The 26,369-nt window shown below is 70.6% G+C and carries 22 protein-coding genes; 6 read left to right on the forward strand and 16 right to left on the reverse strand.

Annotated features, from left to right (window positions below; genetic code table 11):
* Positions 1-26: 26 nt before the first annotated feature.
* The 4 genes from ACQEVM_RS33950 to ACQEVM_RS33965 are packed head-to-tail and all read right to left on the reverse strand — an operon-like array spanning position 27 to position 2,616.
* Complete coding sequence (locus ACQEVM_RS33950; RefSeq protein WP_433085761.1) at positions 27-728, reverse strand: DsbA family oxidoreductase; 702 nt, start codon at positions 726-728, stop codon at positions 27-29.
* Positions 725-1,657: an MBL fold metallo-hydrolase gene (locus tag ACQEVM_RS33955; RefSeq protein ID WP_433085763.1), complete on the reverse strand. Its 933-nt coding sequence runs from the start codon at positions 1,655-1,657 to the stop codon at positions 725-727. The genes ACQEVM_RS33950 and ACQEVM_RS33955 overlap by 4 nt, the downstream gene beginning before the upstream one ends.
* 21 nt (positions 1,658-1,678) lie before the next feature.
* A complete protein-coding gene (locus ACQEVM_RS33960; RefSeq protein ID WP_433085765.1) occupies positions 1,679-1,921 on the reverse strand; it encodes a DMT family transporter in 243 nt (80 codons plus the stop codon).
* Positions 1,922-1,926: 5 nt separating this feature from the next.
* On the reverse strand, positions 1,927-2,616 hold the full coding sequence (locus tag ACQEVM_RS33965; protein WP_433085767.1) for a DMT family transporter: 690 nt from the start codon (positions 2,614-2,616) through the stop codon (positions 1,927-1,929).
* Positions 2,617-2,722: 106 nt separating this feature from the next.
* Here ACQEVM_RS33965 and ACQEVM_RS33970 point away from each other — a divergent pair, with 106 nt between their 5' ends.
* The gene (locus ACQEVM_RS33970; protein ID WP_433085769.1) at positions 2,723-3,373 is read left to right on the forward strand and encodes a TetR/AcrR family transcriptional regulator; all 651 of its coding nucleotides are present in this window, start codon (positions 2,723-2,725) and stop codon (positions 3,371-3,373) included.
* 285 nt (positions 3,374-3,658) lie between these two features.
* On the opposite strand, the gene ACQEVM_RS33975 is transcribed toward ACQEVM_RS33970, so the two are convergent.
* Both ACQEVM_RS33975 and ACQEVM_RS33980 read right to left on the reverse strand, forming a co-directional pair.
* Complete coding sequence (locus tag ACQEVM_RS33975; RefSeq protein WP_433085771.1) at positions 3,659-4,996, reverse strand: carotenoid oxygenase family protein; 1,338 nt, start codon at positions 4,994-4,996, stop codon at positions 3,659-3,661.
* Positions 4,997-4,998: 2 nt separating this feature from the next.
* A complete protein-coding gene (locus tag ACQEVM_RS33980; protein WP_433085773.1) occupies positions 4,999-6,282 on the reverse strand; it encodes an MFS transporter in 1,284 nt (427 codons plus the stop codon).
* A gap of 198 nt (positions 6,283-6,480) precedes the next feature.
* On the opposite strand from ACQEVM_RS33980, the gene ACQEVM_RS33985 reads away from it, so the two are divergent.
* Entirely contained in the window at positions 6,481-9,144 is a 2,664-nt protein-coding gene (locus ACQEVM_RS33985) for an AAA family ATPase (RefSeq protein WP_433085775.1), read from the forward strand.
* On the opposite strand, the gene ACQEVM_RS33990 is transcribed toward ACQEVM_RS33985, so the two are convergent.
* Positions 9,106-9,480: a DUF2255 family protein gene (locus ACQEVM_RS33990; RefSeq protein ID WP_433085777.1), complete on the reverse strand. Its 375-nt coding sequence runs from the start codon at positions 9,478-9,480 to the stop codon at positions 9,106-9,108. The genes ACQEVM_RS33985 and ACQEVM_RS33990 overlap by 39 nt on opposite strands.
* 289 nt (positions 9,481-9,769) lie before the next feature.
* Entirely contained in the window at positions 9,770-11,506 is a 1,737-nt protein-coding gene (locus ACQEVM_RS33995; RefSeq protein WP_433085779.1) for an amidase, read from the reverse strand.
* Positions 11,507-11,646: 140 nt separating this feature from the next.
* Between ACQEVM_RS33995 and ACQEVM_RS34000 the strand changes: the two genes are divergently transcribed.
* Positions 11,647-12,369: a TetR/AcrR family transcriptional regulator gene (locus ACQEVM_RS34000; protein ID WP_433085781.1), complete on the forward strand. Its 723-nt coding sequence runs from the start codon at positions 11,647-11,649 to the stop codon at positions 12,367-12,369.
* Positions 12,370-12,475: 106 nt separating this feature from the next.
* Here the strand turns inward: ACQEVM_RS34000 and ACQEVM_RS34005 are convergent, their stop codons facing one another.
* A complete protein-coding gene (locus tag ACQEVM_RS34005; RefSeq protein ID WP_433085783.1) occupies positions 12,476-12,640 on the reverse strand; it encodes a hypothetical protein in 165 nt (54 codons plus the stop codon).
* Positions 12,641-13,026: 386 nt separating this feature from the next.
* Positions 13,027-13,158 carry a hypothetical protein gene (locus ACQEVM_RS34010; protein ID WP_433085785.1) on the reverse strand — a complete coding sequence of 44 codons (132 nt, stop codon included), beginning with the start codon at positions 13,156-13,158 and terminating at the stop codon, positions 13,027-13,029.
* 58 nt (positions 13,159-13,216) lie between these two features.
* Here ACQEVM_RS34010 and ACQEVM_RS34015 point away from each other — a divergent pair, with 58 nt between their 5' ends.
* The 3 genes from ACQEVM_RS34015 to ACQEVM_RS34025 are packed head-to-tail and all read left to right on the forward strand — an operon-like array spanning position 13,217 to position 15,644.
* Positions 13,217-13,762, forward strand: a complete 546-nt coding sequence (locus ACQEVM_RS34015) for a hypothetical protein (RefSeq protein WP_433085787.1) — start codon at positions 13,217-13,219, stop codon at positions 13,760-13,762.
* Between the two features lie 2 nt (positions 13,763-13,764).
* Entirely contained in the window at positions 13,765-14,976 is a 1,212-nt protein-coding gene (locus tag ACQEVM_RS34020) for a sensor histidine kinase (protein ID WP_433085790.1), read from the forward strand.
* Positions 14,973-15,644 (forward strand): response regulator, encoded by a 672-nt coding sequence (locus tag ACQEVM_RS34025; RefSeq protein ID WP_433085792.1) that lies wholly within the window; start codon positions 14,973-14,975, stop codon positions 15,642-15,644. The genes ACQEVM_RS34020 and ACQEVM_RS34025 overlap by 4 nt, the downstream gene beginning before the upstream one ends.
* A 189-nt stretch (positions 15,645-15,833) precedes the next feature.
* On the opposite strand, the gene ACQEVM_RS34030 is transcribed toward ACQEVM_RS34025, so the two are convergent.
* From ACQEVM_RS34030 to ACQEVM_RS34055, 6 genes are all read right to left on the reverse strand, one after another.
* Positions 15,834-18,224: a UvrD-helicase domain-containing protein gene (locus ACQEVM_RS34030; protein ID WP_433085794.1), complete on the reverse strand. Its 2,391-nt coding sequence runs from the start codon at positions 18,222-18,224 to the stop codon at positions 15,834-15,836.
* 267 nt (positions 18,225-18,491) lie between these two features.
* Positions 18,492-19,421, reverse strand: coding sequence for a hypothetical protein (locus ACQEVM_RS34035; RefSeq protein ID WP_433085796.1), 930 nt, complete (start codon positions 19,419-19,421; stop codon positions 18,492-18,494).
* 430 nt (positions 19,422-19,851) lie between these two features.
* A complete protein-coding gene (locus ACQEVM_RS34040) occupies positions 19,852-20,250 on the reverse strand; it encodes an XRE family transcriptional regulator (protein WP_433085798.1) in 399 nt (132 codons plus the stop codon).
* A 642-nt stretch (positions 20,251-20,892) separates the two neighbouring features.
* A complete protein-coding gene (locus tag ACQEVM_RS34045) occupies positions 20,893-21,588 on the reverse strand; it encodes an RES family NAD+ phosphorylase (protein ID WP_433085800.1) in 696 nt (231 codons plus the stop codon).
* 273 nt (positions 21,589-21,861) lie between these two features.
* On the reverse strand, positions 21,862-24,219 hold the full coding sequence (locus ACQEVM_RS34050; protein WP_433085802.1) for a WD40 repeat domain-containing protein: 2,358 nt from the start codon (positions 24,217-24,219) through the stop codon (positions 21,862-21,864).
* Positions 24,209-26,353 (reverse strand): hypothetical protein, encoded by a 2,145-nt coding sequence (locus tag ACQEVM_RS34055; RefSeq protein WP_433085804.1) that lies wholly within the window; start codon positions 26,351-26,353, stop codon positions 24,209-24,211. The genes ACQEVM_RS34050 and ACQEVM_RS34055 overlap by 11 nt, the downstream gene beginning before the upstream one ends.
* Positions 26,354-26,369: the final 16 nt, after the last annotated feature.

Raw genomic sequence — 26,369 nt, forward strand, 5'->3', positions numbered from 1 at the left:
CGACGATCCGACGCGACGCTTGACCGCTATCCGGTGGCAGCCGCCAGCAGAAGGTCCTTGTAGATATCCGGGTCGTCGGATTCGATCACGGGGAATCCGACGCCGTACGAGCCCTCCCAGCGCACCTCGATGCCGGGGTTGGCCCAGTCGGCCCCATCGGGCAGGAACAGGTGCGGGCTGCACCTCACCGCTTCCGTACGGGCGACGGCGGCCTGGCCGGAAAGCGTGCTGCGCGCACGGCCGTCGTCCAGCGCGTCCGCCAGGGCGGCGACGTCGACGACACCGGTCTCGGCGGCGACGTCCAGAATGACCTTGCGGTGGCTCACGGACCTCGACTCGGCCCAGAAGGCCTTGCGCAGGCCCAGGTCGAGCTGCTCGGAGGCGGTCAGGGACTGCTCCTTGGCCGCCTGCACCGCTTCCAGCGCGGGCAGCATGGTGGAGGGGTAGAGCCAGTCCTTGGCCTGCCAGAGCTGCCAGCCGGCCCCCGGTTCCAGGCTGGCCATCCGACCCACCTCGCTGTCGGTGCCCGGGCGGGGGCTGGGCGCGTCGTTGAGCAGCTCCAGGGGAAAGGCCCGCAGGTCGAAGGCGACTTGACTCTCGAGTCCGAGTCGCTTGCGGGTGGCGTGCAGGCGGTGGATGGCGATGTGCGCGAAGGAACACCAGATGTCCGAGAAGACGGTGATGATGCCCGGCGGCGGTGTCAGGGATGCTGCGCTTGCTGCGGTCACGGGTGACTCCGATGGTTCGAGGAGGAGTGGACGGCGGATGGGGGGAGGGGTGGTTGGATGCCCGGGTCGTCGTCGTTCGCACGCGGCGTGGCGTCCTGGTTCGAGCGCGTCACGGTGGCGTCCTGGTTCGAGCGCGTCATGGTGGCGTCGTGGGCGTCCAGGGCGGCTTCGAGATCGATGTCCGCGCCCGGAAGCCATGACGGCAGGAACGGGATGCGGGCCATGGCGTCCATCAGGGCGGTGACCGTGCGGCCCTCCACCATCGGGCCGTGGGCGGACAACAACCGGGCCGCGGAGAGGGAGGAAACCGACCGGACGACGCGCTGGAACTTCTCCGGGTCCACCAGAGCCGTCCACGGGGCGATAGCCCGATTCAGGACATCGAATCCCTCGAAGAATTCCTTCACGTCGACGTCATCAAATCGTCGTACGGATGTGGGCAGGACGGTACCGAAACTGTCCGAGCTGAAAAGCGTACCGTCGGCGTGATCGAATACGGCCAGCGTTCCCGGAGAATCGAAGGTGGGAGGCCGGAGGAAGCTGAGCTGCCGGTCTCCGACCGATATTCGGCTCCCCGGATTGACCGTCACCACCCGTTCACGTGGAATTTCGAATTCCTCGGACAGACGTGTGAGCGATATCCCGTTCGTGATGACCTTGGCGCCGGGAGCGCGGTCGAGCAGGCGCGTCAGGCTGCCGGTGTGGTCCCGGTCGTCGTGGGTGACCACGATCCACCGGAGATCGGCGGGGTCCACCAGGGACCAGAGCGCCTCTTCGAACGCCGCCCGGTCGACGGGCATGCCGGTGTCCACCAGCACCGGTTGTTCGCCGCGCACCAGGTAGGCGTTGACCGGCTGCAGGCCGAGGTCGGGTATCGGCAGTTCAGAGGGCAGGACGTACAGTTCGCGCCCTGCGGCGTAGCTCTCCACCAGGAACAGCCCTCTCTCGGGTCAGACGAGTTGGATGGCCAGCGACCCGGCCAGCAGCAGGCCGAGGCCCGTCAGGCGCGGCGCGGTCAACACCCGGGTCGGCAGCTTGAACATGCCGCGGTGGTCGATCAGGGCCGAGGTCAACTGCTGGCCCGTCACGGTCAGCCCGACGGTCACGGCCGCGCCGATCTCGGGGATCAGAAGGAAGGTGCCGGTGACGTAGCCCGCGGCGCAGGCTCCGCCGAGCCAGCCCCACCAGGGCATCGCCTTCAGGGGGCCAGCTGCGGCTTGGGGGTCTTCCCCGTCAGGCGCAACACCAGCAGGACGACGGCGATGGTGAGCGTGGCCACCGTGAAGCTGAACGCGGCCACCGTGATCGGGGCACCCAGTCCGTGCCGGAGCTTGGCGTTGATCGCGCCCTGCACCGGCAGTACACCGCCGGCGATGAGGCCGAGCGCGATCCATCCGACCCGGCCCGGCCCCGACATCGTGGGGGCGCCGGGCGGGGCGGACGCCTGCTGTCCCCGGATGATCACGATGATGCCGGCGAGGACCGCGAGGGCGCCGAGGGCGATGCCCGGGCTCAGGCCCTTCTTCTCCAGCCCGAAGAAGCCTCCGAGGTCCAGTACCAGCGACGAGAACATCTGCCCCGTGACGAACAGCCCGACCGAGGCCAAGGCCCCGAGTCGGGGGAAGAGCAGGATGCCACTGGTGATGTAGAGGGGGCTGGCGAGGCCGCCCAACAGGTGCCACCACTCGACGTCGGGGAGCTTCCCGAGGGCGCCCAGCGAACCCGTCACCGCCGCCAGGACCACCAGCAGCCCGGTGGCCACGCTCAGTTGGACCGTCGAGGCGCCGTACGGCGTCCCCACCGCCTTGTTCAGTTGCAGGTTCACCGACGCCTGGACGGCCAGGAGGCACCCGACCAGCAGGGCTGCCGCGAGCAGCGCAGCGTTCATCTCGTTCTCCACACTTCAAACGGACGGTCGTCCCACTTAAGATAGATGCCAACAGGGTAAACGGACAAGACGTCCACTTAACTTTGTGGCAAGTAAGGTGATGCTCATGAGCAACGGCGACGAGAATCCCGCCCCGCCCGTAGTCCTCCGCGGAGATCTCCAGGCCCCCGACCACGGCGCGACGGCCCAACCCCGGCAGCGCGCCGACGCGGTGCGCAATCGCGCCCAGATCCTCTCCGCCGCCGAGGCGCTCTTCACCGCCGACGATCCGCGCACCGTGACCATGGAGCAGATCGCCAAGGCCGCGGGCGTCGGCCGGGCGACCCTCTACCGGTCCTTCCCCGACCCGGGCGCCGTCGCCACCGCACTGCTGGACGAGCACGAACGGCGACTACAGGGCCAGATGATCTACGGCCCCCCTCCCCTGGGCCCCGACGCGCCGGCCGCCGAACGTCTGGCCGCCTTCTACATCGCGTACCTGGACCTGCTCCGCAGACACCTGCCGCTCGCCCTGGGCGCCGAGGTCGGGGCGTCCCGCTACGTCACCGGCGCCTACGGCTTCTGGCACCTTCACGTGCGCACGTTGCTGATCGCCGGCGGCGCCCCCGACCCCGGAGCGCTCGCGGACATCGCCCTGGGGCCCCTCGCCCCCGAGCTCTACCACCATCAGCGCCACACCCTGGGCATCCCGCACGAGCGCATCGCCCAGGCCCTCGCCGTATTCGCCCGACGCCTCCTGGGCCCCGCCCCGCACTGAACCCCGTGCGGTACGGAACGCGGCCGGAGCGACCGGCCCGGCGACACACACGTGTGGGAGTGGATGGGCTGGCCCGGCTGAGCTGAACCACGCGGCAGCCGCCGTCGAGGGTGCGAACGACGGCGGCTGCACCGCGTGAGGTCAGAAGGAGGAGAGGGCGGCGGGCACGTTCGAGAGGAACGTCGAAGCCCGGGCCACGGCCGAGGGGGAGTCGACGGTGGCCCGGGCGGCTCGGGCGGGCGTGCCGGGCACCGGCACGCCCCGTGGGTCATACGGGTCGGGCGGTCACGCGGGCAGCTCGGCGTCGGGGATCCAGTCGCCGTGGATGCCGGCGGGGACCCTGCGGGGCAGTTCGACGGCGGCCACGGTGCTCAGGTCGCCCGCGTCCAGGACGAGCAGTTCCGAGGCGTCGGCCTTGACGTCGCTGACGATGGTGAGCAGGTAGCCGTCGTCCTCCGCGCTCCCGCCCTCGGCGGGTACGAAGACCGCCTCCCCGGGCATCCGGCCCTCACCGTGTGCGAACAGCGTCTCCCGCCCGGTCCGCGAGTCCAGCTTGACGGTGTGGTAGCCCGACAGGCCCGCGCCCGGGAACGCGATGGCGTAGCTGTAGCGGTAGTCGGAGCCGGTGAGAGCCTCGTTGATCGACGGGAACTCGGTGACCAGTTCGTTGAGGGACTCCGTGGTGACCTTGCCCTTGGCCGGGTCGATGGTCCACCGGTGGAAGGTGGAGCCGGCGTCGGGGGTGGTGCCGTAACCGGGAGCGCCCACCCACCACTTCCAGGAGTTCTCCCAGGCGGAGCGGTCGAAGCGCGGTGCTTCGAGCACGATCCGGCCCTGCGGGTCGGTGTAGGCGTTCGTGACGTGCAGCAGCGCGGCCTGTTCCGGCGCCTCGTACCAGGTGGTCCGGCCTCCGGCCCGCGGCATCACGCCGATGCGCAGCGGGACGTCGTCGTGCCAGCGGTAGGGGATGCCGGAGTGCTCGGCGTGGTCGAAGACCACCGGCGAGTTGATGAAGACGATGTGCTCGCGGGTGATCGCGAAGTCGTGCATGAGGGAGGGTCCGGAGCCGTCGACGACCTCGGACCTGACGATCGCGCCGGAGGCGTCGGCCACGTAGTAGGTCAGGAAGGGCGCGAAGGGGCTGTAGCTGAAGAAGTGCAGTTCGCCGGTCTGCGGGTCCTCCTTCGGGTGCGCGGTCATCGAGCTGGTGAGCTTGCCGCCGAAGTCGTGGACGCCGATCGTGTCGAGGTCGGCGCTGACCTCCCAGGGCAGGTTCGCCTCCTGCAGGGCCAGGTAGCGGCCCCCGTGGAAGATGATGTTGGTGGCGGCGGCGCTGACGTCGAGCTCGGTTCCGGTGAAGGGAACACCGTCGAGGAAGGGGGTGCGCACCCAGCGGTTGCGGTACCACTCGGCCCGCCCGTCCTGGAGGCGGATGCCGTGGAGCATGCCCTCGCCGCGGAACCAGTGGGTGGGCGTGATGCCGGGCTTCGGGTTGTGACCGTTGCGGAAGTAGCGGCCGTTCAGTTCGGGCGGGAGGGTGCCGCGTACCTTCAGGTCCCGGCCGGTGATCTCGTCGGTGACGGGGGCGAAGTGGTTGCTGATGTAGGGCTTGTCGAGAGACATGGTCAGGCCTTTCGGGTGGCGAGAGCCGAGATGAGGAGGGTCAGGGCGGCGCAGGCCAGGAAGGCCGCGCCGGAGGAGGGGAGCAGGGTCAGGAAGGACAGGCCGATGGCTCCGCCGATCTGCCGGGTGGCGTTGACCAGCCCGCCCGCGAGGCCGTTGTCGGCGGCCGGCACCCCTGTGGAGGCCGCCGCGGTGAGCCGTACGAAGGCGACTCCGAGGCCGGCGCCGATGAGGAGCGTGGGGCCGAGCAGATCGGTGAGGAAGGTGCCGTCGGCCGGAGTGCGCGACAGCCAGGCCAGTCCGGCCGAGAGGACCAGAAGGCCGAGGGGGAGCACGCGGCGGGAGGAGACCTTGCCGGTGAACCATGAGGCCAGAGTGATCATGAGGGCGAGCGGAAGCTGGGTCAGCCCGGCCTCCAAGGGCGAGTAGCCGAGGGAGCGTTGCTGGTAGAGGGGCAGGAAGTAGAAGAGTCCGAGCCAGACCGCGCCCAGCAGCGCCATCAGTGCGTTGGGTGCGGCGACCGCGCTCATCCGTGCAGGCAACAGGGGTGCTGCGGAACGTCGTTGGAGTACCACGAACAGGCCGAGCAGTGCCGCACCGACCACGGCCACCGGCCAGGGACCCGACAGTCCGTACGTCAGGGCGACGAGCCCTGTCGTCACCGCCGCCGTGCCCGGTGCGTCCATGCTTCCGCCGCGCGGCCGGTCGGCCCCGACGAGCAGCCAGGTGGCCGCCAGAACGGCCGCGGCGAGGGGCACCATCACGATGAACACCGCACGCCAGCCGTACAGTCCGGTGAGCAGGCCGCTCAGCAGTACGCCCGCCGCACCGCCGGCGCCGGAGACCGCGCCCCACACTCCGAGTGCGGTACCGCGCCGGCCCCGGTCCGGGTAGAGCGTCAGCACGAGGGCCAGTGCCGTGGGCGCCAGCAGGGCGGCGCCGATTCCCATCGTGGCCCTGAAGGCGATCAGCGCCGTTGCCGAGGGCGCCAGCGCGGCGCCCGCGGCGGAGAGGGCGAACAGGCCGGTGCCGAGGAGGAACACACGGCGGAGGCCGTACACATCGCCTGCCCGACCGCCCGGCAGGAGCAGCGCGCCGAAGGCCAGTACGTAGGCGTTGACCGTCCAGGCCTGGCCCGTGTCCGAGAGGTCGAGGCCGGCCCGGATCTGCGGGAGGGCCACGTTCACGATCGAGATGCTCAGGACGACCAGGAACTGGGCCGTGGCCAGGATTCCCAGCGGTGTCCAGCCGGTGGTGGCGGTTGGTGCCGGTGCGGTGCGGGTCATGGCTGGAGCTTCGCAACGGGCGCCCACCGCTCGCGTCGGTGGTCATCACCTAGGTGACTCCGTCGAGGACGCGTAGGCGATGAGCGGCCGTGCCGCGGGAGGCGGCGGAGGGCATCCGACGGGCGACCGCGGTCGCCCCGCTGCGGCATTGATCATTCCGGATTCCTCCACGGCGCGCGAGCACATACATTCTCGGGCATGCCCACGACATACGCGGATGTGCTGATCGGCCGGCAGGACGAGACGAGCCGGCTCGACGCCCTGCTCCACGAGGCGCGGGAGGGCCGGGGCGGCGCCCTCGTCCTGCGCGGCGAACCGGGCATCGGCAAGAGCACGCTGCTGCGGCACCTGGACGGGGCCGCGCCCGGATTCCTCGTCATACGGGCGTCCGGCACCGAATTCGAGACGGAGCTGCCGTTCGCCGCACTGCACCAGTTGCTCACGCCCGTGTTCGGCGGGCTGACGGCGCTGCCCGCGCCACACCGCAAGGCGCTGGAGATCGCCTTCGGCCTCGACACCGGGGCACCCGACCCCTTCCTGGTCGGGGTGGCGGCGCTGGGCCTCCTGGTGGAGGCCGTACGGGAACGCCCGCTCCTGTGCGTCGTCGACGACGCACATTGGCTCGACCAGTCGTCGGTCAAGGCGCTGGCGTTCCTGGCCCGACGGGTCTCGGCCGAGTCGATCGCCCTCGTCTTCGCCTCGCGCGAGCCGAGCCGGCACCCCGAGCTGGACCAGCTGCCCGGCCATGTGCTGCGCAGCCTCGGCGAATCGGACGCCCGCGCCCTGTTGGCCGCTGCCGTCCGCGCCCCCCTCGACGAGCGGGTGCGCGACCGCATCCTGGGCGAGGCGCGCGGCAACCCGCTCGCCCTGGTGGAGCTGCCCAGGACCGCCGGACTCGCCGGCATGGCAGGCGGATTCGCCCAACCCGCCACGGTGCCCGGCGTGATCGAGCAGAGCTTCCGCGCCCGGCTGGAACTCCTCGCCCCGGCAGCACGGCTGCTGGTGACCCTCGCCGCCGCCGAACCGATCGGCGACCCCGGCCTGCTCTGGCGTGCCGCCGAGCTCCTGGGCATCGACGCGACTGCCGTCGCGCAGTCCGTTCCCCTGGTCGACTTCGGCACCCGCATCCGGTTCAGCCACCCCCTCGCGCGCTCGGCGGCCTACCGCGCCGCGGCGCCTGACGAGCGGCGCAGGGCGCACGAAGCGCTGGCAGCCGTGACCGACCCGGTGACCGACCCCGACCGGAGGGCCTGGCATCGCGCCCAGGCCAGCGCCGGCCCGGACGAACAGGTCGCCGCCGAGCTGGAGGTCTCCGCCACCCGCGCCCGGGAACGCGGCGGTGTCGCCGCGGCGGCGGCCTTCCTCGAACGCGCGGCCGAGCTCACCATCAGCCCGGCCCGGCGCACCGAGCGGATCCTCGCCGCGGTCCAGGCCACACTGTCGGTGGGGGACTTCGACACGGCGGCCGGCCTGCTCACCACCCTCCTCACCGACGATCCGACCCAGGAGTCCAGGGCCGATCTGCTCCGCGGCAGACTGTCGTTCGTTCGTCGCCGCGGCGACGAAGGCCCCACCGCTCACCTCCTTCGTGCCGCAGCACGCCTGGCGGACACCGATGGCGCCTGGGCGCGGGAGTGCTACCTGGACGCGTTCGAAATGGGCCTTCTCCTCGGCGGTCTGGACGACGTGGTGGACGCCGCCAGGAAGGCCCCGCCGACGGACGGGTCGTCCAGCACCGCGGCGGTGGTGCTCACCGGTCTGATCAGCCTGGTCGGCGACGGACACCGGGCCGCGAGCGAGATCCTGGGGCCGGTGGTCGGCGACGCCGGCAGCGAGGTGTGGGAACGGCGGCCCTCGCTGGGCTTCATGCTGGCGACCGAACTGTGGAACTTCGACACCCTGTGCGGCGTCGCCGCCCGTGCCGTCGCGGCCGGACGCGAGTCGGGCTCCTTTCACGCGCTGCCCATCGGACTGGCCATGCAGGCCACGGCCAAGGTGCACACCGGCGACTTCGGTTCCGCGATGGAGCTGATCTCCGAAGAGGAGGCGATTGCCGATGCCACCGGGGCAGCACCGCTCGTCTATCCGCGCCTCCACCTGGCCGCACTGCGCGGGCGCCGCGAGGAGGCCCTCGAACTCTTCGCCTCGGTCGAGCACCGGATGAGCCTCAGCGTGCAGTGGGCGACGGCCGTCCTCGGCAACGGTCTGGCCGACTACGCGGCCGCGCTGCGGGCGGCGAGGCGTGCGGTCGAACACGGCGCGGTCGGCACGGCGGGCCTCGCCCTGCCCGAACTGGTCGAAGCAGCCATGCGGTGCGGCGAGACCGAAGCCGCCGCCGCGGCCCTCGCCTCGCTCCAGGAGCGCACCCGGACCGGTCGGCACGCGTGGGGTCTCGGCGTCGAGGCGTACGCGCGGGCACTGGTGACCGAGGACGAGTCCGCCTACCAGGAGGCGATCGGCCTGCTCGACCACGAGGGCCTGGTCGTCTACCGGGCCCGCGCGTACCTGCTCTACGGGGAATGGCTGCGCCGTCAGGGCCGACGGCGGGACGCCCGTTCCGCGCTGCGGCAGGCGCACGAGTCGCTCTCCGCCCTCGGCATGGAGGCGTTCGCCGAGCGGGCCGCCGGCGAGTTGCGCGCCACGGGCGAGCAGGCCCGCAGCCGTACCTCCCGGGCGTCGGACCAGCTGACGATGCAGGAGGTGCACATCGCGCGCCTGGTCGCCGACGGCGCCACCTCGAAGGAGGTGGCGGCAAGGTTGTTCCTCAGCCCGCGGACGGTCGACGCGCACCTGCGCAACATCTTCCGCAAGCTCCAACTCACCTCACGCAGGCAGCTGCGGGACCTGCCCGACATCCGTTAGGCACAGGGTGGTGGCGGCTGCCTCGGGTTCGTTGATCGATGCCACGGGACCCGGCCAGCCGAGTCCGTACTTGGCCTGGTAGGCGTCCGAGACGCGCCGGACGAGTTCGGGGTCGCTCACCGGCCGCAGGGTGACGGGCAGCCGGCCCGCGGCAGCTTCGATCCGTGTCTCCGCGTGGCCCCGTACCCGGCGGTACCAGGCGCTGCGCAGCCCGAACGCCGATCGTACGTAGGCCTGTTCGTCGACCAGCACCATCCAGAGCGTCCTGGCCGACCACCGACCGTCCGTGTGCCGTGTCCACAAGATGATCTCCATGTGGTCCGTGAAGGTGTCCATGAACCCCACCTTCACGTCGCGGCCCCCGCGTACGCGTCGGTGGTCATCGCCTAGATGGGCGGGAATCGCCGCCGCGAGGGCGGCGGTCCCGCGCCCGGTCCGTCCGGGCGGGTGACCGGGTGGCCTCCCGCCCCGGCGGGCGGGGGATCCCGCCTTCGGGGTACCACTGCGGTACCTGCTTCAACGTGTCGCCGTGCTCGGCGTACCGGGAGGGCCCTTCGCGGGGACGCGCCTCCGCCACGACCGGTGGCGGTCGGAAACCGCCACCGCGCCGGGGCCTTCCGTCAGGTCACCGTGTCGACAGCCGCGGTGTGCGCGTCGGCTCCGTGCGCCGGCTGCCGGTCTTCTCGAAGGCCGCGGCCAGGGCCAGCAGGGTGTTGTCGTCGTAGGCGCGGCCCGCGAAGGTCAGCCCGATGGGCATGCCGGTGTCGGCCATGGTGCCCATGGGCACGGTCACGGTCGGGATGCCGAGGTGGCGCGGGACCAGGTTGCCGTTGGCGACCCAGACGCCGTTGCGCCAGCCGAGGTCGGCGGACGCCTCGGACACGTCCATGTCCGCGGGCCCCACGTCCGCGACGGCGGGGAAGACCACCGCGTCCAGGCCCAGTCCGTCCATCCACAGCTCCAGGTCGACCCGGCGCGTCTCCTCGAGTCCGCGCAGCCCCTGCTCCAGGTGCGGCATGTCGGCGAAGGACGCGTATGGGCGCTCGCGCACGAAGCGGGGGTAGTCGCCGATGGTGTCGTCGAAGCCGTCGTAGCGGTCGGGGAGTTCGCCTTCCCGCTTGGGCCAGATGCGGGTGCCGTCGACTTCGGCCAGGGTGGAGAGCGCCGGGTCTCCGTTGGCCCGCAGGAAGTCGTCCCACGCCCAGGCGGACAGGTCCTCGATCTCGAAGGTGAGGTACTCGCGGCCGACCAGTCCGCGGGTGAGCAGCGAGGGTGCTCCGGCTCGGTCGGACTCGTAGTTCGACACGACGGGGAAGTCGACCTGGACGACCTCGGCGCCGGCGGCCTCCAGGTCGCGTCGGGCGGCTTCCCACAGCGCGATGACCGAGGGGCGCGTGTCGATGCGCCGGCCGGTCTGGCCGCCGATGCCACCGTCGGGGTTCGTTCCGGCGTCGGGGTCGGCGTTGATGTACATGCCGGGTACGCCGACGCGTTTGCCGGCGAGCGCGGCGTGTGCGGCCGGAGCGTCGACGGGTGCGAGCGCCGGATAGGAGGCGGGGCGTACCTGCGAGGCGCGGGGCAGTGTCAGCCACGGCTGTGCGCGCCACAGGTCCCCGCGCGTGTGCGGGTCGTCGGCCACGATGACGTCGAGGAGTTCGAGCAGGTCGTCCATGGTGCGGGTGTGCGGGACCACGACGTCCATGGTCGGCACCAGCGGCCAGTTCCCGCGCACCGAGATCACGCCGCGGCTGGGCGTGTAGGCGCACAGCGCGTTGTTCGAGGCGGGGGCTCGGCCCGAGGACCAGGTCTCCTCGCCGAGGCCGAACGCGCCGAACGACGCGGCCGTCGCCGTGCCGGAGCCGTTGGAGGATCCGGAGCCGTAGGCGCTGGTGAGCCAGTCGGCGTTGTACGGGCTTTCGGCGCGGCCGTACACACCGCGCTGCATGCCGCCGTTCGCCATCGGCGGCATGTTGGTCAGGCCGATGAGGACGGCCCCGCCCGCGCGCAGCCGCTCGATGGCGAAGGCGTCACGCTGGGCGACGAGGTGCTCGAAGGCCGGGGAGCCGGACGCGGCCGTCAGTCCCTTCGCGAGGTAGCTGTCCTTCGCCGTGTAGGGAACGCCGTCCAGCGGGCCGAGCGTCTCGCCCCGCGTGCGGCGTGCGTCGGAGGCCTCCGCCTCCGCCCGAGCGCGCGGGTTCCTCACGACCACCGCGTTGAGAGCGGTGGCCGTACCGGGCCGGTCGTACGCGTCGATCCGCGCGAGGTAGGCGTCGAGCAGCCCGACCGCCGTGGTCTCGCCCTTCTCCAGCGCCGCGCGCAGGTCGGCGATACAGGTCTCCACAACATCGAATCCGCGCGTCATACGGGTGTCTCCTGGGTAGCCGGGTCGGTCGGGCGAGGGCGCCGGCGCTTAGGGCCGGCGGACGGGAGTCAGGCGCCTCGCTGCACTGACTAGATTTTCAGTCTAGACTAAGAATCTAACCGAGAAATCGAGGTGAGGTCATGTCGACGTCAGAGACCGGGCCGGCACGGCCCGAGGGCCCTCTCGTACCGGAGCCCGCGAGCGGGGTGACGGGCGCGGAGGCCGGCGCCGCCTCCCGGTCCGCGACCCTGGCCCCGATCGACAGGAAGCGTCAGCCCAGCGGGGACGAGGCGCGGGGGCGGGCGATGCGGGCCGCCATCAGCGTCATTGCCGAGAAGGGCACCGCGGGCCTGCGGATGTCGGACATCGCCGCGCGGGCGGGCATGAGCACCGGGCACATCCTCTACCACTTCGGCAAGAAGGACCGGCTCCTGCTCGAAGTCCTCGCATGGAGCCAAGCGGACCTCTGGGAGCGGTTCCAGGAGGCCGCCGACCAGGCCGCGTCCCCTGCCGAGAAGCTGGACCTGTTCGTCCGCCACTACCTGCCCGACCACCGGGGCGACGAACGCTACGCGCTGTGGACGCAGGTACTGGCCCAGCGCCACGACGAAGCGGGCCGACACATACTCACCGCACTGCTCGACGGCTGGGACGAACGCCTGGAAGCCATCCTCCGTGAGGGCCGGGACCTGGGACAGTTCGCCGACGTGGACCTTCCCGAATTCACCATCCGGGCCGTGGCCATGCTGAGCGGGCTCTCCGAGGACATCATGTTCGGACGGGCCCGCTGGCAGCACGCGTCCGCGCACGCCTTCGCCCTGTCCGCCCTCGAACGCGAACTGCGCCCCGCCGGCCGGGCCTGACACGGGCAGCCACCGCCCCGACGCACCCGCGCGCCGTGAGGTGGCGCGGCCCGGACGGCGGTGGAGGCGTGAGGGTCAGTTCGCCGGGACCACGGGTACCGGCTCTTCAGGTGGGTGGTGGCGGCACGCAGCGCTGGTTGCTCGTGCCGCAGTCCAGGCAGACGAGCCAGTCGCGCATTCCGCCGTCATCGTGAAGCCACGGGAGACCCGCGACGTTGCCGTCGTCCCCGCAGAAGAAGCACCGTGCCTCCTCTCCCTCCAGTCGCCGCATCGGCCTGAGGGGCGCGTCCGACGGATGCTGGACGCCCAGCCAGTCGCAGCCCTGACACTTCCACCAGCGTTCCCCGCTCCTGGGCCGCGCCCCGCCGCCGCCCCAGCGGTTCCTGGTCCGGTAGACCTCGAACTCCGTCAGCCCACGCCCGCAACACGGACACCCGGGGGGAGTCACAGCCGTCCTTCCCGCAGGGCGAATGGGCCTGCCTGCGGCCCCACGCCTCCCACCGGGAACGGACCGAAGTCCTGACAGGCTTCCTCCACGCTTGAAACCCCCACCGCCGTCACTCCGCACGGGACGGACACCCACCGACCGGCCGACTCGACAACCCTGCGGGTCACCACGGCCAGAGCCTGTGTGATGTCGTGATCAACTCCTGGGTTCTACCCCTCCTCGCGACGCGGAATCCGCAGGACTTCGGTCGTGACGCGCAGGCAACTCACCGCTCCCCGGTGGAAGTTCATCGAGCCGTCCCGAGACATCGTCAGGTGGACGCGCGGCACGTCGATCTCCACCCGCACCTCCACCCGTGGGTCCAGGCGTGGAGGGCCGCGCGACAGCACTCTTGAGGACATGACCACAACCGACTGGATCACCGACATCGCCCTGGTACTCATCGTCTTCCGGCAGCTGCGGGAAGGCCGTCTGGGCCCCAAGTCCTACCTGCTTCCGCTGGGCATCGTGACCTTCGTGGCCTCCCGGTACCTGACGACCGTCCCCACCGCGGGCAATGACCTCGTGCTGATCGGCGCGCTGGTCGCGGCCGGCGCGGCGCTCGGCATCGCGGGCGGCGTGTACACCCGGATCCGCAGCATGGACGGACACCTCTTCATCAAGGCGGGTGCCGTCTCGGCGGCCTTGTGGGTGCTCGGCATGGGCGCACGCATGGGATTCCAGGTCTGGGTCGACCACGGCGGTGGCGACGACGTGGCACGGTTCAGTGCCACCCACGACATCACCACCGCCGACGCCTGGGTCGCGGCCTTCGTACTGATGGCGCTCACCGAGGTGGTCACGAGGCTGGCCACGATCTTCGTACGGAGCCGCCTGGCGACTCGGGAGCAGGCGCTGCCCGTGGGTGCACGCCCCGGCGAGGCCGTCCTCGATCGCGCCGCCTGACGGTGGGCTATGGTCGCGGCGTGTCCGCATCTGCCAGTACCGCCGGCCCGGGGCCGGCCCCGGACTCGGGGCCCGGCCCCCGGGTCGCGCCCCGCCAGGACCCACGCCTGCACGGGGCCGTCACCCTGGCGGTGATCGTCAGCGCGGTCGTGACGGTCCGCCCGCTGGGAGTCGACGGTCGCGGCCTGGCGGTGGCCGCGCTGATCGCGGTGAACGCGGTGGCACTGCTGGCACGCCACCTGTCCGAGTCCCGGCTCCCGCCCCGCGCCGCCCTCGTCTGGCTGACAGTGGGGGTGGTGGCAGCCGCCGCTCTGATCGGCACCGCCCGAACCGGCTCCGGCTACCTGTTCGCGTACTTCCTCGTCGGCCACATCGGCTACCGGCTCCCCCTCCGACAGGCCCTCTCGCTCGCCGCCCTGGCCGGCCTGCTCTGCGGCGGCGTCCTGTACTTCCGCATCGGCCCCGGACACGAACTGCTGCCCTGGGCCGTGGGCCTCACCGTCGCGATCCCGGTCGTGGCCGGAATCCTGAGCCGCAGCAGGCAACGCGCCGTGGAGGCGATGATCTCGTCCGCCGAATCCGCCGAACGGGCCGCCCGCGCCGAGGCCCGTACCTCCGTACTCATCGAGCGCGCCCGCATCGCCCGGGACGTCCACGACGTGTTGGCGCACTCGTTGGCCGGCATCAACATGCAGCTGGAGTTGGCCGACGCCCTGCTCGACACCGGTGACCTGGAAAAGGTCCGCGAGGCGAACGGCAAGGCGCACAGCCTGGTCAGGGAGAGCCTCAAGCAGGCCCAGTGGACCGTACACGCGCTGCGTGAGGACTCCCTTCCGCTCCTCGAGAGCCTGACCGCGATGATCGAGTCCTCCGGTCACCGGAACGCCCTCACCGTCACCGGAACCGTCCGCGAACTGCCGACCCGGGTCACCCAGAACCTGCTGCGCATCGCGCAGGAGGCCCTCACCAACGCGGCCCGGCACGCCCCGGGGTCCGACGCCCGGGTGGAACTGACGTTCCAGGACGGATCCACGACGCTGAGGATCCGCAACGGACCCGCGACGGGCGAGGCCACCGCAGGCGAGGGCAGCGGAATGGGGCTGATCGGAATGCGCGAACGCGTGGCGCTGCTGGGTGGCACCATGACCGCGGGCCCTGTCACGGAAGGGCGCGATCAAGGCGGCTGGCAAGTGGAGGCAGTGATACCGGCATGAGTGGACCGACCGAGAGTGAGCAGCACCTGAAGGTGATCGTCGCCGACGACCAGGCGGCCGTCCGTGAGCCCCTGGCCGCGGTGCTCGGCATGGCGGAGGGCATCGAGGTCGTCGCCGCCGCTGCCGATGGCACGCAGGTGCTGGCCGCCGTCGCCGCCGCGGCGGTGGACGTCGTCCTGATGGACCTGCGCATGCCCGTGATGGACGGCATCGAGACGACCCGCCGACTGAGCGAGGAACACCCTCAGATCGCGGTCGTGGTGCTGACCACCTTCGCCGACGACGATTCGATCCTGGCCGCACTGGGCGCCGGCGCCCGCGGCTACCTGACGAAGAACGCGGGACGGCAGGACATCATCCGTGCCATCCGCGCCGCCGCCGCGGGCCAGGCCGTCCTGGACCGCGAGGTCCAGGACCGGCTCCTGGCCACCGCCCGTGCGCGGCCCACGGCCACGGCACAGCCGGCGCCGCTGCCGCCGGACCTCACCTCGCGCGAGCGTGAAGTCCTCACCCTCATCGGCCGGGGACTGCCGAACCGGGCCATCGCCGAGAAGCTCTTCATCAGCGAGGCGACGGTCAAGACGCACATCAACAACCTGTTCGCCAAAGCGGACATCCGTGACCGCGCCGACGCGGTCCGCCGCGCGATCACGGCGGGACTGGCCTGACCCCGACCGGCGACGACCGCGCAGCCGCATCCGTGGGCGCCCGCCTCGAAGGAGGAAGCGGGCCGATATCGTGCCGGCTGGGGAAGCCTGCTCCCCGCGTGCGCGGGGCCGTGTGCTGTCCGCCCGGTCGGCAGAGACCAGGCACGACCGGCCCTCCCCCGGAGGTCCCCGTGGAAGCCGCCGTGGCTCTCAGTGCCGGGCAGCCTCGTGCAGGTGCCGGCGCAGCTGTGCCCGCAGTGGTGTCAGCGGGGCGCCCGCGCCGAGCCGCCGCAGGAAGTCTGCGGCGTCCCAGGTGATCAGGCCGCCTTGGCGGGAGAGGTACAGGCCCACCCGGTCGATGCCGAACTGGTGGTCGTAGTCCAGCAGGAGGTATCCGGCGAGCTGGTGGATCTCCTCGCGGCCCAGGCGGCGTGGGTCCTTGGTGGCTTTGCAGTCCAGTAGGAGGCCGCCGACGATGTAGTCGGCGTCGGCGCCGCCGATGTCCCCGCTTCCGGTGAAGACCGGACCGCACACCCGGGCGCTTCGCGGTAGGGCCCGGAAGGCGGCGAACGGTCCGTCGGCGAGCCCCATCTGCTGGTCGATGTCGGTCACGACGTACTCGGGAACGGCTGCGGTGAGATCGTCCAGGGTCGTGGCGGGGGTGGCCTGGGCAAGCATGCTGAAGCGGCGGATCTCGCCGGTGCGGGCGATGTCCTCGAAGAAGCCGGCGACGAAACACAGCCGGACGAGCGCGTTCTCGTCCTGGCTGCCGGGGTCGGCGAGGTAGGCGTCGACGGCGGCCAGCAGCTTTCGGCCCGCCGCCTGCAAGGCCTTGCGGACACCACGAGCCGGTGCTTCGCGCAGTGGTCCGGCGCCGTCAAGGAGCATGACGCCCCCGGCAACGGCCGGTCCGAGCCGCCCGCCGAGGCTGAGGCGCAGCCGGTAGTCGATGGCGTGTCCGAGAGCCGACCAGTTCGGGTACCGCACGTCGATCGGCTGGATCGGGTGCGGGAGGCCCTCGATGCGCGCCAGATAGTCACGGACCAGGTTGTGGCTGTACGGCAGTTGGGTGGCCATGAACTGCGAGAGCGGTGAGGAGTCGTACTTCAGCTGTCCGGTCAGGCTCAGCTCGATCATCCGCCGCCCGGCCACCGTGCCGTCCCGGCCGGCGCCGGCCATGGTCTTTTCGTATGCGTCGATCCAGGTGATGCCCTCGGTGTCCAGCTGGTGGCGGGCGCGGGTGACCGCGACGTAGATCAGGCGGGCTTCGCTCGCATTGAGCGGGCGCTGCAGGCCCAGGTCGTCCACCGACGGGGCCATGAAGCCCTTGCCGATGCGTACCGACGGCCACTCGCGTCCCTTCGCCTTGTGCGCGGTGGAGACGGTGACCTGCGCCTTCTCCTCCGGAGACAGGCGGTCCACCGCGGCGATGATCTGGTCGGGGCCGTAGGTGTCGACCAACTGCACGATCGCTTTGAGGTCTTGGCCGGCCTTGTCCTGCTCGGCGTACTCCTGCACCTCGCCCCAGGAGGAGAACAAGAACAGCTCCGGGTGACTGGTGTGCCGGCCCGCCTTGAGTTCGAGCGCGGCCTGGGCGATGCGGCGCGGCGCGCTGCCCCCGCCTGTGAGGGCCACGGGGATGCCAAGTTCCAGGTAGGAGAGGACTTCGCTCATCGCGTCCACGTTGCCGCGGCACAACACCGCCTCGGGTTGCACCACCTCGCCCACCCGGGAGCCCGGGCCGTGGCCGGTCAGCTGCATCTCCGACTCGGCGTGTCCCAGCCACCGGTTGGCCACTTCGGCGATGGCCGGCCCGAAGCGGAAGGACTGGGTCAGGCGCAGCTGTTCAGCCGGGAAGCCGGTCATCACATCGCGCGCGTTGCGCCAGCCGTAGATCTGCTGTGCCGGGTCCCCGACACACACGCGCTGTGCGTCCTGGGCGAGGAAGACCTCTTCCAGCACCGGGTTGGTGTCCTGTGCCTCGTCCAGCAGGACGAAGTCCGCCCCGAGCCGCGGGGAGGTCATCGCCCACAGCTTCATGTAGTGGTCGTGCTCGAACCGCAGTCTGCCCTCAGGAGAGCAGATGTCCTCCCACGCACGATGCGCGTAGGGCAGCAGGGTGCGGGCCAGGTACTCCTGGCCCTGGGGATCGATGCCGTTCACCGGCTCCATGTGGCGGGCCATGACCTGCCGGTCGGTGGTGTAGCAGAACTTGCGGACCATGCCCATCACCAGGCGCGCCTGGTGGGTGACCTTGATGCTCCGGGAATTGATGTCGAGGTCGTGGGTGATTCCGAGCAAGCGGGCGGTGTGCTTGGCGGGAATGCGTGCCGAGGCGTCCAACCGCTCCCGGTAGTGGTGGCCCACCACCCGGAAAGCCAGGGAGTGCGCGGTACGGCACTCCACGTTCGGCCCGAATCGCCCGCGGGCGTCGTCGGCGATCGACCGGTTGAACGCCACGTACAGACCACGTCTGCGGGTCGCGGCACCCATCAGGATCAGCGTGGACGTCTTCCCCGTCCCGGCACCTGCGACCAAGGCCAGGTCCCGACCCGAGGCGAACACCTCACGGGCAGCCTGCTGCTCCTTCGTCGGCTCCATGGCCCTCGATTCCTCTCCGGGAAGCGCGGCTTCATGTACCGCAGCCCCCGACCTTGCCCACGGTGACGACTGTGCGTCAATCCAGTCATGCGTTCGGTGATCGATTCCGGACAGGGCGGTTGGGCATCGGGGCACCGCTCCTCGGGACATGTTCGGAGCCGGCTGAGGAGGGTTGCGACGGTGACGGTGCCGAGTGGATCGAGGCGCACCCGACAACGGGCCGCGTTTGCAAGTGGGTTGGGGCAGCGGTCGTTGATGCCTTGGCCATCACGGGAGAGAGTGGGCATCCCGCCTGCGCTTCAGGACGTATGCCCTTGCAGCGAGCGCGGCGGCAATGATTCCTGCCGTTGCCAGCCAGGGGGTCGGGCTCTTGATCCTGTCGGCCAGTGTGGGGGCAGGGTCGTGGCAGTCAGGGGCAGCGGGTTCGACCCGCAGCCTTGCCCAGACCTTTGACCCCATCTTCGCCTTCTGCCGCCAGACCACGGTGTGGATACCCGGGGTCGCGTCGCACCTGATGCGGACGGTCGCGGAGAGCACCCTGGCTCCGTGCATGACCGCAGGGCGCGTGAACGCCGACGAGGTCAACGTGACCTCTCCGTCGCCAGCCATCTCCAAGCCGTCGGTGGCCTTCATCTCCCCACCGGCCCGCACCGACCTCACGTCCCACGGGCTCCCGGGCCACCCCTCATTCGCAGGCCAGTGCTCCTCCTGGGGCTCGGGCGGCAGCTCGGACACCCGCCGGGCGCAGGCCGCACGCTCCGCCTCCTCGGCCGGAGCCACCCGGACACTCCCCCAGAACGACCCGACCGCAGAGGGGTCGCGGTCGCGGTCCCCACCCGATGCTGTGCGCACTTCGTAGGACCCGGGCGCGGTGGTGCAGGAGATCGTCATGACCGCGGTGACGTGCGGATCGTTCATCCTCATCCGACCCTCCGCGATGAACGCCGGAGAGAAGATTCTGTGGTCATTGGTGATGGAGTCCTGCAGGCCCACCGTGACGCTGACCCGCTCTCCAGGCCGAACCAACCGCTCGGCGTCGCGTTGAAGCGGCAGCGGCACATCCTCAAGCGGAGCCGCCTGCACTCCCTGCGTTCCGAGTGTCATCAACAGCGGAACCGTCAGAGCTGCCGCGCCGATCCATGCCCGTAATCGCTTCACGCCACTGCGCACTCTGCCCTCTTCGCCGAACTGACGCACCACTGACGTTGAAGTCGACTTGTCGCGGGCGCTGATGGCCAATGACTGTTGCGGGATGCCGGTTCCACGAGGTATCCGCGGGGCGGGATCTGACCGCGGAGCGGCAAGCCGTCCGTGAGCGGATCCGGATGAAAGCGGTCGGAAGGCCCGCCCGCCGGGCGAGGCAGTACCGAGGTCGCGGAGGGGTTACGGGCCGGCGTTCGGTGGGTTCAGAGGTGGCGGCGGGCTTGGCGGGAGGCCCGCCAGGAGCGCACCGGGACCCGGTACTCGCCGCCGGCGATCCGCGACACGAACCGCCGTATCGTCACGCCCCTCCACCTGCCCCTACGTCACAGGAGCGCCCCGACACCGCATGCCTGAGCGGCCCCGCAGCATGGTGGCCGGTCGGGCGACACCGAACGCGGGTGGCGCAGATGCCTGGAGATGCCGGTCAACTGCCGTCGACGTAGGCGCGCGCGGCGACCATGACGTCGCGGAAGCGTCCGGCGGCGATGCACTGTGCGGGTGCCTCGTCCTCGAGCTGCGGATTCATGCCGATCATCCAGGCGCGTGCGGTGTAGAGGCTTTCGGCGTCCTGGATCAGATGGAAGACCTGAAGGGCGGCACGCAAGCGCTCCTCGGACTCCGGGCGCGGAGTGGTCACGCCCGAGGCCCACTTGCCGACCTGCTTGGGGTCGCTGATGCCTGCGATCCTGGCCGTCAGTCTCTGGCCGAGGTTGTCCTGAAGGAAGCGGGCAATCTCGCTGATGTGCATGCGCACGGTGGCGATATGCACGAATCCGGCGATGAGATCGCTCTTGCTGGGGGCCGTGGTGGTCTCGATCGGCATGGCGTGGTTCTCCCTCGGTGCCTGACTACGCGCCGGCTTGGTGGCGGGCCACGTGTCGGGCATGGGTGCTTGGAATGCGCACAGGACCTGGCTGTCGCATGCTGCCGCGAGGGACGAACTCAAGACGCTCGGCCGCGGCGAGCAGGTGAACGCTTCTGATGCACCTGACCCCGTGGGCAAGCATGGCCTCTTCGGGTAGGTGGGCGCCTGTTACATGCCGGCACTCAGCATCGTCGCTTCCCGGTCGGATGAGATCCGGTGCCGGAATGACCGAGGGGGTCCAGCCCCCAGGCGGGTGGCGCCAGGACGAGCGTCGGGCAGCCCGGCGATGGGAAAGCGCTGTTCGTGATCATGATTCCCCCTCTGTCTTCCGTCGCTCGGCGCTTCTCAGGTTACCCATTATCACTGTCCAACTCCACCTGTTGGCAAGAACCGACACGTCTCCTCACGAGCCGCCAACAGTGCGGTTTGGAAAGGCAATTGCCATCTCACCTGCACGGACTCTCCAACCGACCGTGGCATACGAGGGCCTTCCCTCCAACGAACTCGGCCGGGAACCCCCCTTTCGGACTACGGGGAGACGGGGTGTTTTACGGGGGGTTTTCAGGTGGACAAGCAGGTGGGTTTGGGGTGGGTCTGCGGTCAGAGCATCTTGAGTCCGTACTCGTCGGCGACCTGGCGCAGGGCTTCCGCCTCGGGAAAGACCAGGCTGGACTCTTCCTGCTTGAGCTCGACGTCACTGAAGACGGCCCAACACTGGCGCAAGCCGAAGCGGGATCGGTACGCGATGCCGTGGATGAGGCGTTCGCGCTCGGATGGGCCGGTGCGCTGGGTGATGGCCCACGCCGAGATCTGGCGCGTGATGCGTCGGTTGAATCCCTGGGTGTGCGCGGGGGTCAGTCTCGGCACTCCGAGTGCCGCCAGTTCGCGACGGAGTTCTCGGGAGAGGGTTCTCAGGGTGCGTTCGTCGTCGACGTCAAGGAAGCGCGCCTCCTTGACGGGCTGTAAGCGGACGAGGGTGTGGCGTGTGGACCAGTCCCGGGGAAGATGGCCCGGGGGCAGGTAGGAAGCGTCTTTCCATTCCTCCGCGACGACTTCGAGCATGGTGGGGTGTACCCGGAAGGGTGCCAGGGCCTCGGCGAAGCAGCCGTCGGGGTCCGTGGCGCAGTAGAGGGTTCCGTAGCTCACCAGGCTCCAGCGGTTGCCTCCGGGGCTTGAGGCGTCCGCCTTGCTGATCGTTTCGTACTTCAGGGGTTCGTTCGCCTTGCCCAAGCGCCAGATACCACGCTCGGGCGCCTGGATCAGGCTGACGCCCGGGTTGTTCTCAGCCGTGGTCATGTGGCCGCTCCTTGCTCCGGCCGCGCCCAGCAGGGGGTGTGCGCCGGTCATGCTCGTGGCTCGTCGGTTCGCCGTGGCCGGCACGGGTCGCCGAACGGGCAGGTTCGTGAGAAGAGAGTTGTGCGGTGGCGCAGCACAGGGGTGATGCGGGGTCTCGCGACCTGATGTCGTTGTCACATGCCGAGCGATCATTTTTATGCGCTGAACGGACTGAAGCGAGCCGTTGGGGCGATCAGTTGGGGGCGCACGAGGGATTTCGGGGGGCGCATGGTGTCAGAGGGTCTTGCGCCGGCGTTCGCTGAGTTCGATTTCGAGTGTGGCGGCGCCGGCTTCGCCGGCGAACGCCAGCACGATGCGCGTGGGGCTGGGCGAGGGGTGGGCGGAAAGGGTTCGGACGGGACTACCGGTGGCGAGGAGCAGGAGGCAGCGGCCGGTGGCCGTGTTCCAGATCCTGATGGTTCCGTCGTCGGAGGCGCTGGCGAGGAAGTTTCCGAGGCTGTCGAGTGTCCAGAGGGTGACGGCGCGCACGGTGCCGGTGTGGCCTGTGAGCGGTTCGTTCAACTGGCGGTGCTCGAGGAGGTCCCACAGACGGATCGTGCCGTCCTGTCCGGCACTGGCGAGGTGCGGGGGCATTCCGCCGGCGGGGGCGGGGTTGATGCCGATGGCGTGGATGCGTCCCTGCATGCATCGGAAGGGTTGTCGCAGGGCGCCTTCCTCGATGCTCCACAGACGGACGGTGCCGTCGGCGCCGGCAGTGGCGAACCACTCCTGGCCGTGCTGGTCCAAGGCCGCGGCGACCGCGAGGACACGCAGGTCATGGCCGCTCCAGTCGCACAGCAGGCTGCCGTCGTCCAGGCCCCACAGTTTGGCGGTGTAGTCGTCCGATCCGCTGAGAAGGAGGTGGCGGCCGTCCGTGGTGGTGAGCGGGGCGAGTGCCCGTACTCGCAGGATGTGACCCTCAAGGGCGTGTGGGAGGTGGGTTTGTGTGCTCGCGTCCCACATGTGGATGCGATGGTCGGGGCCGGCCCACAGCAGGGCCCGGCCCTGGGACCGTTGCCCCCAGGTCACGGCGGTGGGAAGGGCTTCGGTGGCAACGCTGGTCACGACGGACCCGCCGACGGTGTCCCATATCTCGATGTCGGGGTGGCTGCCGCTCAGTGCGAACCAGGAGGGAGTCGTGTGGTCGTCACGTGCCAGAGTCCCGTTGGTCACGCGGGGAGGCCCGGGGATGCCCGTGCCGAGGGCCTTGTCGATGGCTTTGTGGTCCCACAGGCGCAGCGTGTTGTCCAGGGCCGCGGACGCGAGGGCGTCGCCGTCCTTCAGCGTGACGCGGGTCAGGGCGGTCACCGGTTCGCTGTGGCCGGTCAGCAGCGTGGCGGGTCCGGTGTGTCCGGTGTCCCACAGGGCGATGTCCCTGCCCGTGCCCGCGGCCAGCAGGTGGCGGGAGCCGACGGACAGGGCGGTCAGGGTGGTCACGGGGCCTTCGTCGGTGTTCCAGGTCGCGGTGTTCCCGCCGATGTCCCAGACCGTGACGGATCCGTCGGCGTGGCCTGCGGCCACCTGGCCGGGGCGGGTGGTGGACGTCAGGGCGCGAACGGGGCCGGGCAGGTCGAACTCCGCGATGACGTGCCCGCAGTCGTCCGGCTCCCGGAAGGTCAGCGATGCGCCGTCGGCGATGGCGAGCAGGCGCCGCCCCGTCTCGTCCTCGATGGTGGTCAGGGCGACCTTGCCGGTCCGAGGCTTGGCACCCGGCAACACCAGCAGGTCCTGTGATCCCATCCGCTCGTTCCAGCGCACCACTTCGGCGAAGCCGTTGACGGCGAGTACGGCCGCTTCGCCCTCGCTGTCACGGTAGGTGCTCAAGTCGTCGATCCAGACACTGGCCGGCTGGTGTATCTGGTCGATGAGTGAGCCGTGGACCGGGTCCCAGGCGCGGACGGAGCCGTCGGCACTGCCGGATACCAGCACCGGCCCTTGGCCGGCTCGGGTTTCGCTGAGCAGGCAGCCGACCGTCCCCTCGTGCGCGCTGATGCGCTCGCCCACCGCGCTTCCGTCGACCGGGTCGATGATCTCGATGCCGCCGTGTTCGTCTCCCGCCGCGACGAGGGGGCGGCCGTCCAGTGTGGTCCATGACGCGAGGGAACGCACGGGGACGGCCACCTTCGCCAGGACGTTGACGGGCGGGGTCCACTGGGACCACAGGACCGTCATCCGTGAGCTGGGGGGCGATGCCACCTCCGCGGGCATTCGGGCCCGCGGCACCCGGGCAAAGCGCAGGCCGACGTAGGCTAGATGGAGGCTGGCCCACCGGGAGGGCACGTCCGCCCGGTGCAAATAGGGTTCGACCGTGGCCCACGCCTCCAGCCACGAGCCCGGGTCCCGCTCCCCGGATGACGCCAGAAGTCCGCGGATTCCCGGGCCTGTCGCCCAGGGCAGCAGCTCCGGCGGGACATGGGCATCGTCGAGTGCCCCTCCCAGCCGGGCGTGGCCGGCCAGGTACCTGCGTACGTACGGCGGCGGGGGCGTCTCCCCGTCCCTGGCCACCAGCGCCGCCAGGGCCTCGGCGATCCGGGCGTGCACATCCGGTTCGTCCGCCTGTTCGCCTGCCGTGCCCTCATGCTCAGTCGACATTGCCACTCCCCCCTCCCCGGCCGGCGCCGCCCGCGGGCCAGCACCTCAAGACCGCTGCCAGGCTGTCGTGCGCCGGGCGGTACACACGACGATCGTCTTCGATGTCATGGGTGAGATACCCGGCCAGGCGCCCGCCCAGCAGGTTGCGAATCTTCTCGTCGGCTTCCTGCAGGGGTCGTTCGAGCAGCACCGCTGCCATCGCCGGCCACACCTCCCCCCACGGAATGCCACGCCCCAGCCCGAACGCGGTCGCGCGCAGCAGCGCCAGGGCTTCCTCGGCCCCCAGCCCGTCCTCCGCGGCCCTGTCCAGATCCGCGGCGAGCAGACCAACCGTGCCCGTATTCAACCGGCCGAGCCACCGTGCGTCCCTCAGCAGGGTCGGGCCGCCTGTCCTGAGCTGTTCCGCGGCCACTCTGGCGTCGAGGAAGGACCGGCCGACCGCGGCTGCCACCACCTTGGAGACCCCGTCCAGGTCCTGCCCCCGTCCCTGCCAGGCGGCTTCACCGTCCAGGAGTGCCCGGACGTAGGCGGCGATGTCCTCGCGCATCCCTGTGCGGTCGGTGCGCAGGAAGGTGGCGTCCGGGAACGACGCTTCCAGTTCGGTCAGGAGCTCGTGTTCGCCGTCCTGGACGCGGGAGGTCTCGTCGGCGGGGCTGCTGCTGCGGACGGCGATGAGCAGTCGGACACCGCGTCCCTTGGGCGTGGCGTGCGTGGGCTGGGGCGGGACGTGGTCCAGGGGTCCCTCGGCGGTTCGGTGGCCGGCCAGCGGGACGAGGACGTTGTGCACGCACCCCATGGGGTCGTTCGCCTCGTCCAGCGAGTCGACGACGACCGTGACCATCGGCCCGGGAGTCCGCAGGAACAGTCTCAGCCCGGCCTGCCACCTGCGCAGCGCATCGGTTCCTCCGGCGGGATCCGCTCGTGCGCCCAGTTTCCCGGCGATGGCCCGCAGGAGATCGAGGGGGTCGCGGTTGTGGGCGGTCACCGCCACCGTCACCGAGCCCTCGCCGGGTACGGTCTCGTCCGGACAGTGCCGGACCGCGGCCTCGAAGCGGCGCGAGCGCCGGAAACTCTCATCGCTGAGGGTCACCGCCCGGCCGAGAATCGCCGACTTGCCGCTCGCGGCGATGCCGGTGACGATCATGACGGCGGCCGGCCCTTGCAGGAAGGACGTCAGACGCTCGTTCAGCGGCCTGCGTCCGGAGAAGTACCAGCCCGCGTCGGTGGCGTTGGGGCGTCCGCTGGCCTTCTCCAGCCAGTAGTCCAGGTGCTCCAGCGTCGGCGCGAGTTCCTGCCGGCCCGGTTCCACGGCCGCGGGAACCGGCCGGTATCCCGGATTCGGCAGCGTCGCGGTCGGGACGTCCTGTTTGCCCGGCAACATGACCCGTGGCCCCTCCAGCCTGCGGCTTTCCCGCGCGTTGATGGCGCGGGTCGCCTGGCGCAGGGCCGCGCTGAACTCCTCCATCGTCAGGAAGGGGCGGGTGATCTCCTCGCTGGAGCTCAGCAGCTCGTACGCCTCCCGGAGGATCGCGGCGAACGCGCCGGCCGGCACCTTGCGTTGGGGCCCCGCAGTCGTCAGCACGTGGAGCGTCGCGGATTCCGCGCGTCGCGTGAGATCCCGCTCCATCGCCAGGAGTTCGGATCCGATGTCAGAGGACTCGCACATGTTGACGATCACCAGAACGTCCTGGGAGAGCGAGTCCAGTGCGGCGGCGATGATCTCGCTGGTCCTCAGCCCGGTCGCGAGCAGGCGCTCGGTACTGGTGTCCCGCAAGACCGCGTAGTGCGTCGACGCCGCCGAGGTGATCCCGTGCCCGGTCACGTACAGCACCAACGGAACGTCAGCCTCCACCTCCCGGATGTGCGAACCGGCGAGGAACCGTTCCACATCGTGCCGGCTGGCCGGGGGGTACTCCGGCTCCACCCTCGTGAACCCCGGACCGTCGGGCGGCGCCTTCACCCACCAGGCGGCCACCGCGTCCATCTGCTCGTCGATCGCGGCCCGCATCTCGTCCGTACCGTCTTCCAACAGCAGGAGGAAGAGCGCACCGCCCCCCGACACCAAGTGGTCCTCGTCGCCCTCCGGCGCGGAGGTGGGTTCCGCCAAGCCGATGTCGCCCCGCTGCCCGTTCACTTTCCCTATTGTTCCC

The organism is Streptomyces sp. CA-243310, from assembly GCF_050936775.1.
Taxonomy (GTDB): domain Bacteria; phylum Actinomycetota; class Actinomycetes; order Streptomycetales; family Streptomycetaceae; genus Streptomyces.

Coding starts and splice junctions, on each gene's coding strand:
- ACQEVM_RS33965 (WP_433085767.1), bottom strand. CDS start 2,616: ATGAACGCTGCGCTGCTCGCGGCAGCCCTGCTGGTCGGGTGCCTCCTG.
- ACQEVM_RS34040 (WP_433085798.1), bottom strand. CDS start 20,250: ATGCCGATCGAGACCACCACGGCCCCCAGCAAGAGCGATCTCATCGCC.
- ACQEVM_RS34030 (WP_433085794.1), bottom strand. CDS start 18,224: ATGGAGCCGACGAAGGAGCAGCAGGCTGCCCGTGAGGTGTTCGCCTCG.
- ACQEVM_RS33975 (WP_433085771.1), bottom strand. CDS start 4,996: ATGTCTCTCGACAAGCCCTACATCAGCAACCACTTCGCCCCCGTCACC.
- ACQEVM_RS34045 (WP_433085800.1), bottom strand. CDS start 21,588: ATGACCACGGCTGAGAACAACCCGGGCGTCAGCCTGATCCAGGCGCCC.
- ACQEVM_RS33995 (WP_433085779.1), bottom strand. CDS start 11,506: ATGACGCGCGGATTCGATGTTGTGGAGACCTGTATCGCCGACCTGCGC.
- ACQEVM_RS34015 (WP_433085787.1), top strand. CDS start 13,217: ATGACCACAACCGACTGGATCACCGACATCGCCCTGGTACTCATCGTC.
- ACQEVM_RS34050 (WP_433085802.1), bottom strand. CDS start 24,219: ATGTCGACTGAGCATGAGGGCACGGCAGGCGAACAGGCGGACGAACCG.
- ACQEVM_RS33980 (WP_433085773.1), bottom strand. CDS start 6,282: ATGACCCGCACCGCACCGGCACCAACCGCCACCACCGGCTGGACACCG.
- ACQEVM_RS33970 (WP_433085769.1), top strand. CDS start 2,723: ATGAGCAACGGCGACGAGAATCCCGCCCCGCCCGTAGTCCTCCGCGGA.
- ACQEVM_RS34025 (WP_433085792.1), top strand. CDS start 14,973: ATGAGTGGACCGACCGAGAGTGAGCAGCACCTGAAGGTGATCGTCGCC.
- ACQEVM_RS34000 (WP_433085781.1), top strand. CDS start 11,647: ATGTCGACGTCAGAGACCGGGCCGGCACGGCCCGAGGGCCCTCTCGTA.
- ACQEVM_RS33990 (WP_433085777.1), bottom strand. CDS start 9,480: ATGGACACCTTCACGGACCACATGGAGATCATCTTGTGGACACGGCAC.
- ACQEVM_RS33960 (WP_433085765.1), bottom strand. CDS start 1,921: ATGCCCTGGTGGGGCTGGCTCGGCGGAGCCTGCGCCGCGGGCTACGTC.
- ACQEVM_RS34005 (WP_433085783.1), bottom strand. CDS start 12,640: ATGCGGCGACTGGAGGGAGAGGAGGCACGGTGCTTCTTCTGCGGGGAC.
- ACQEVM_RS33985 (WP_433085775.1), top strand. CDS start 6,481: ATGCCCACGACATACGCGGATGTGCTGATCGGCCGGCAGGACGAGACG.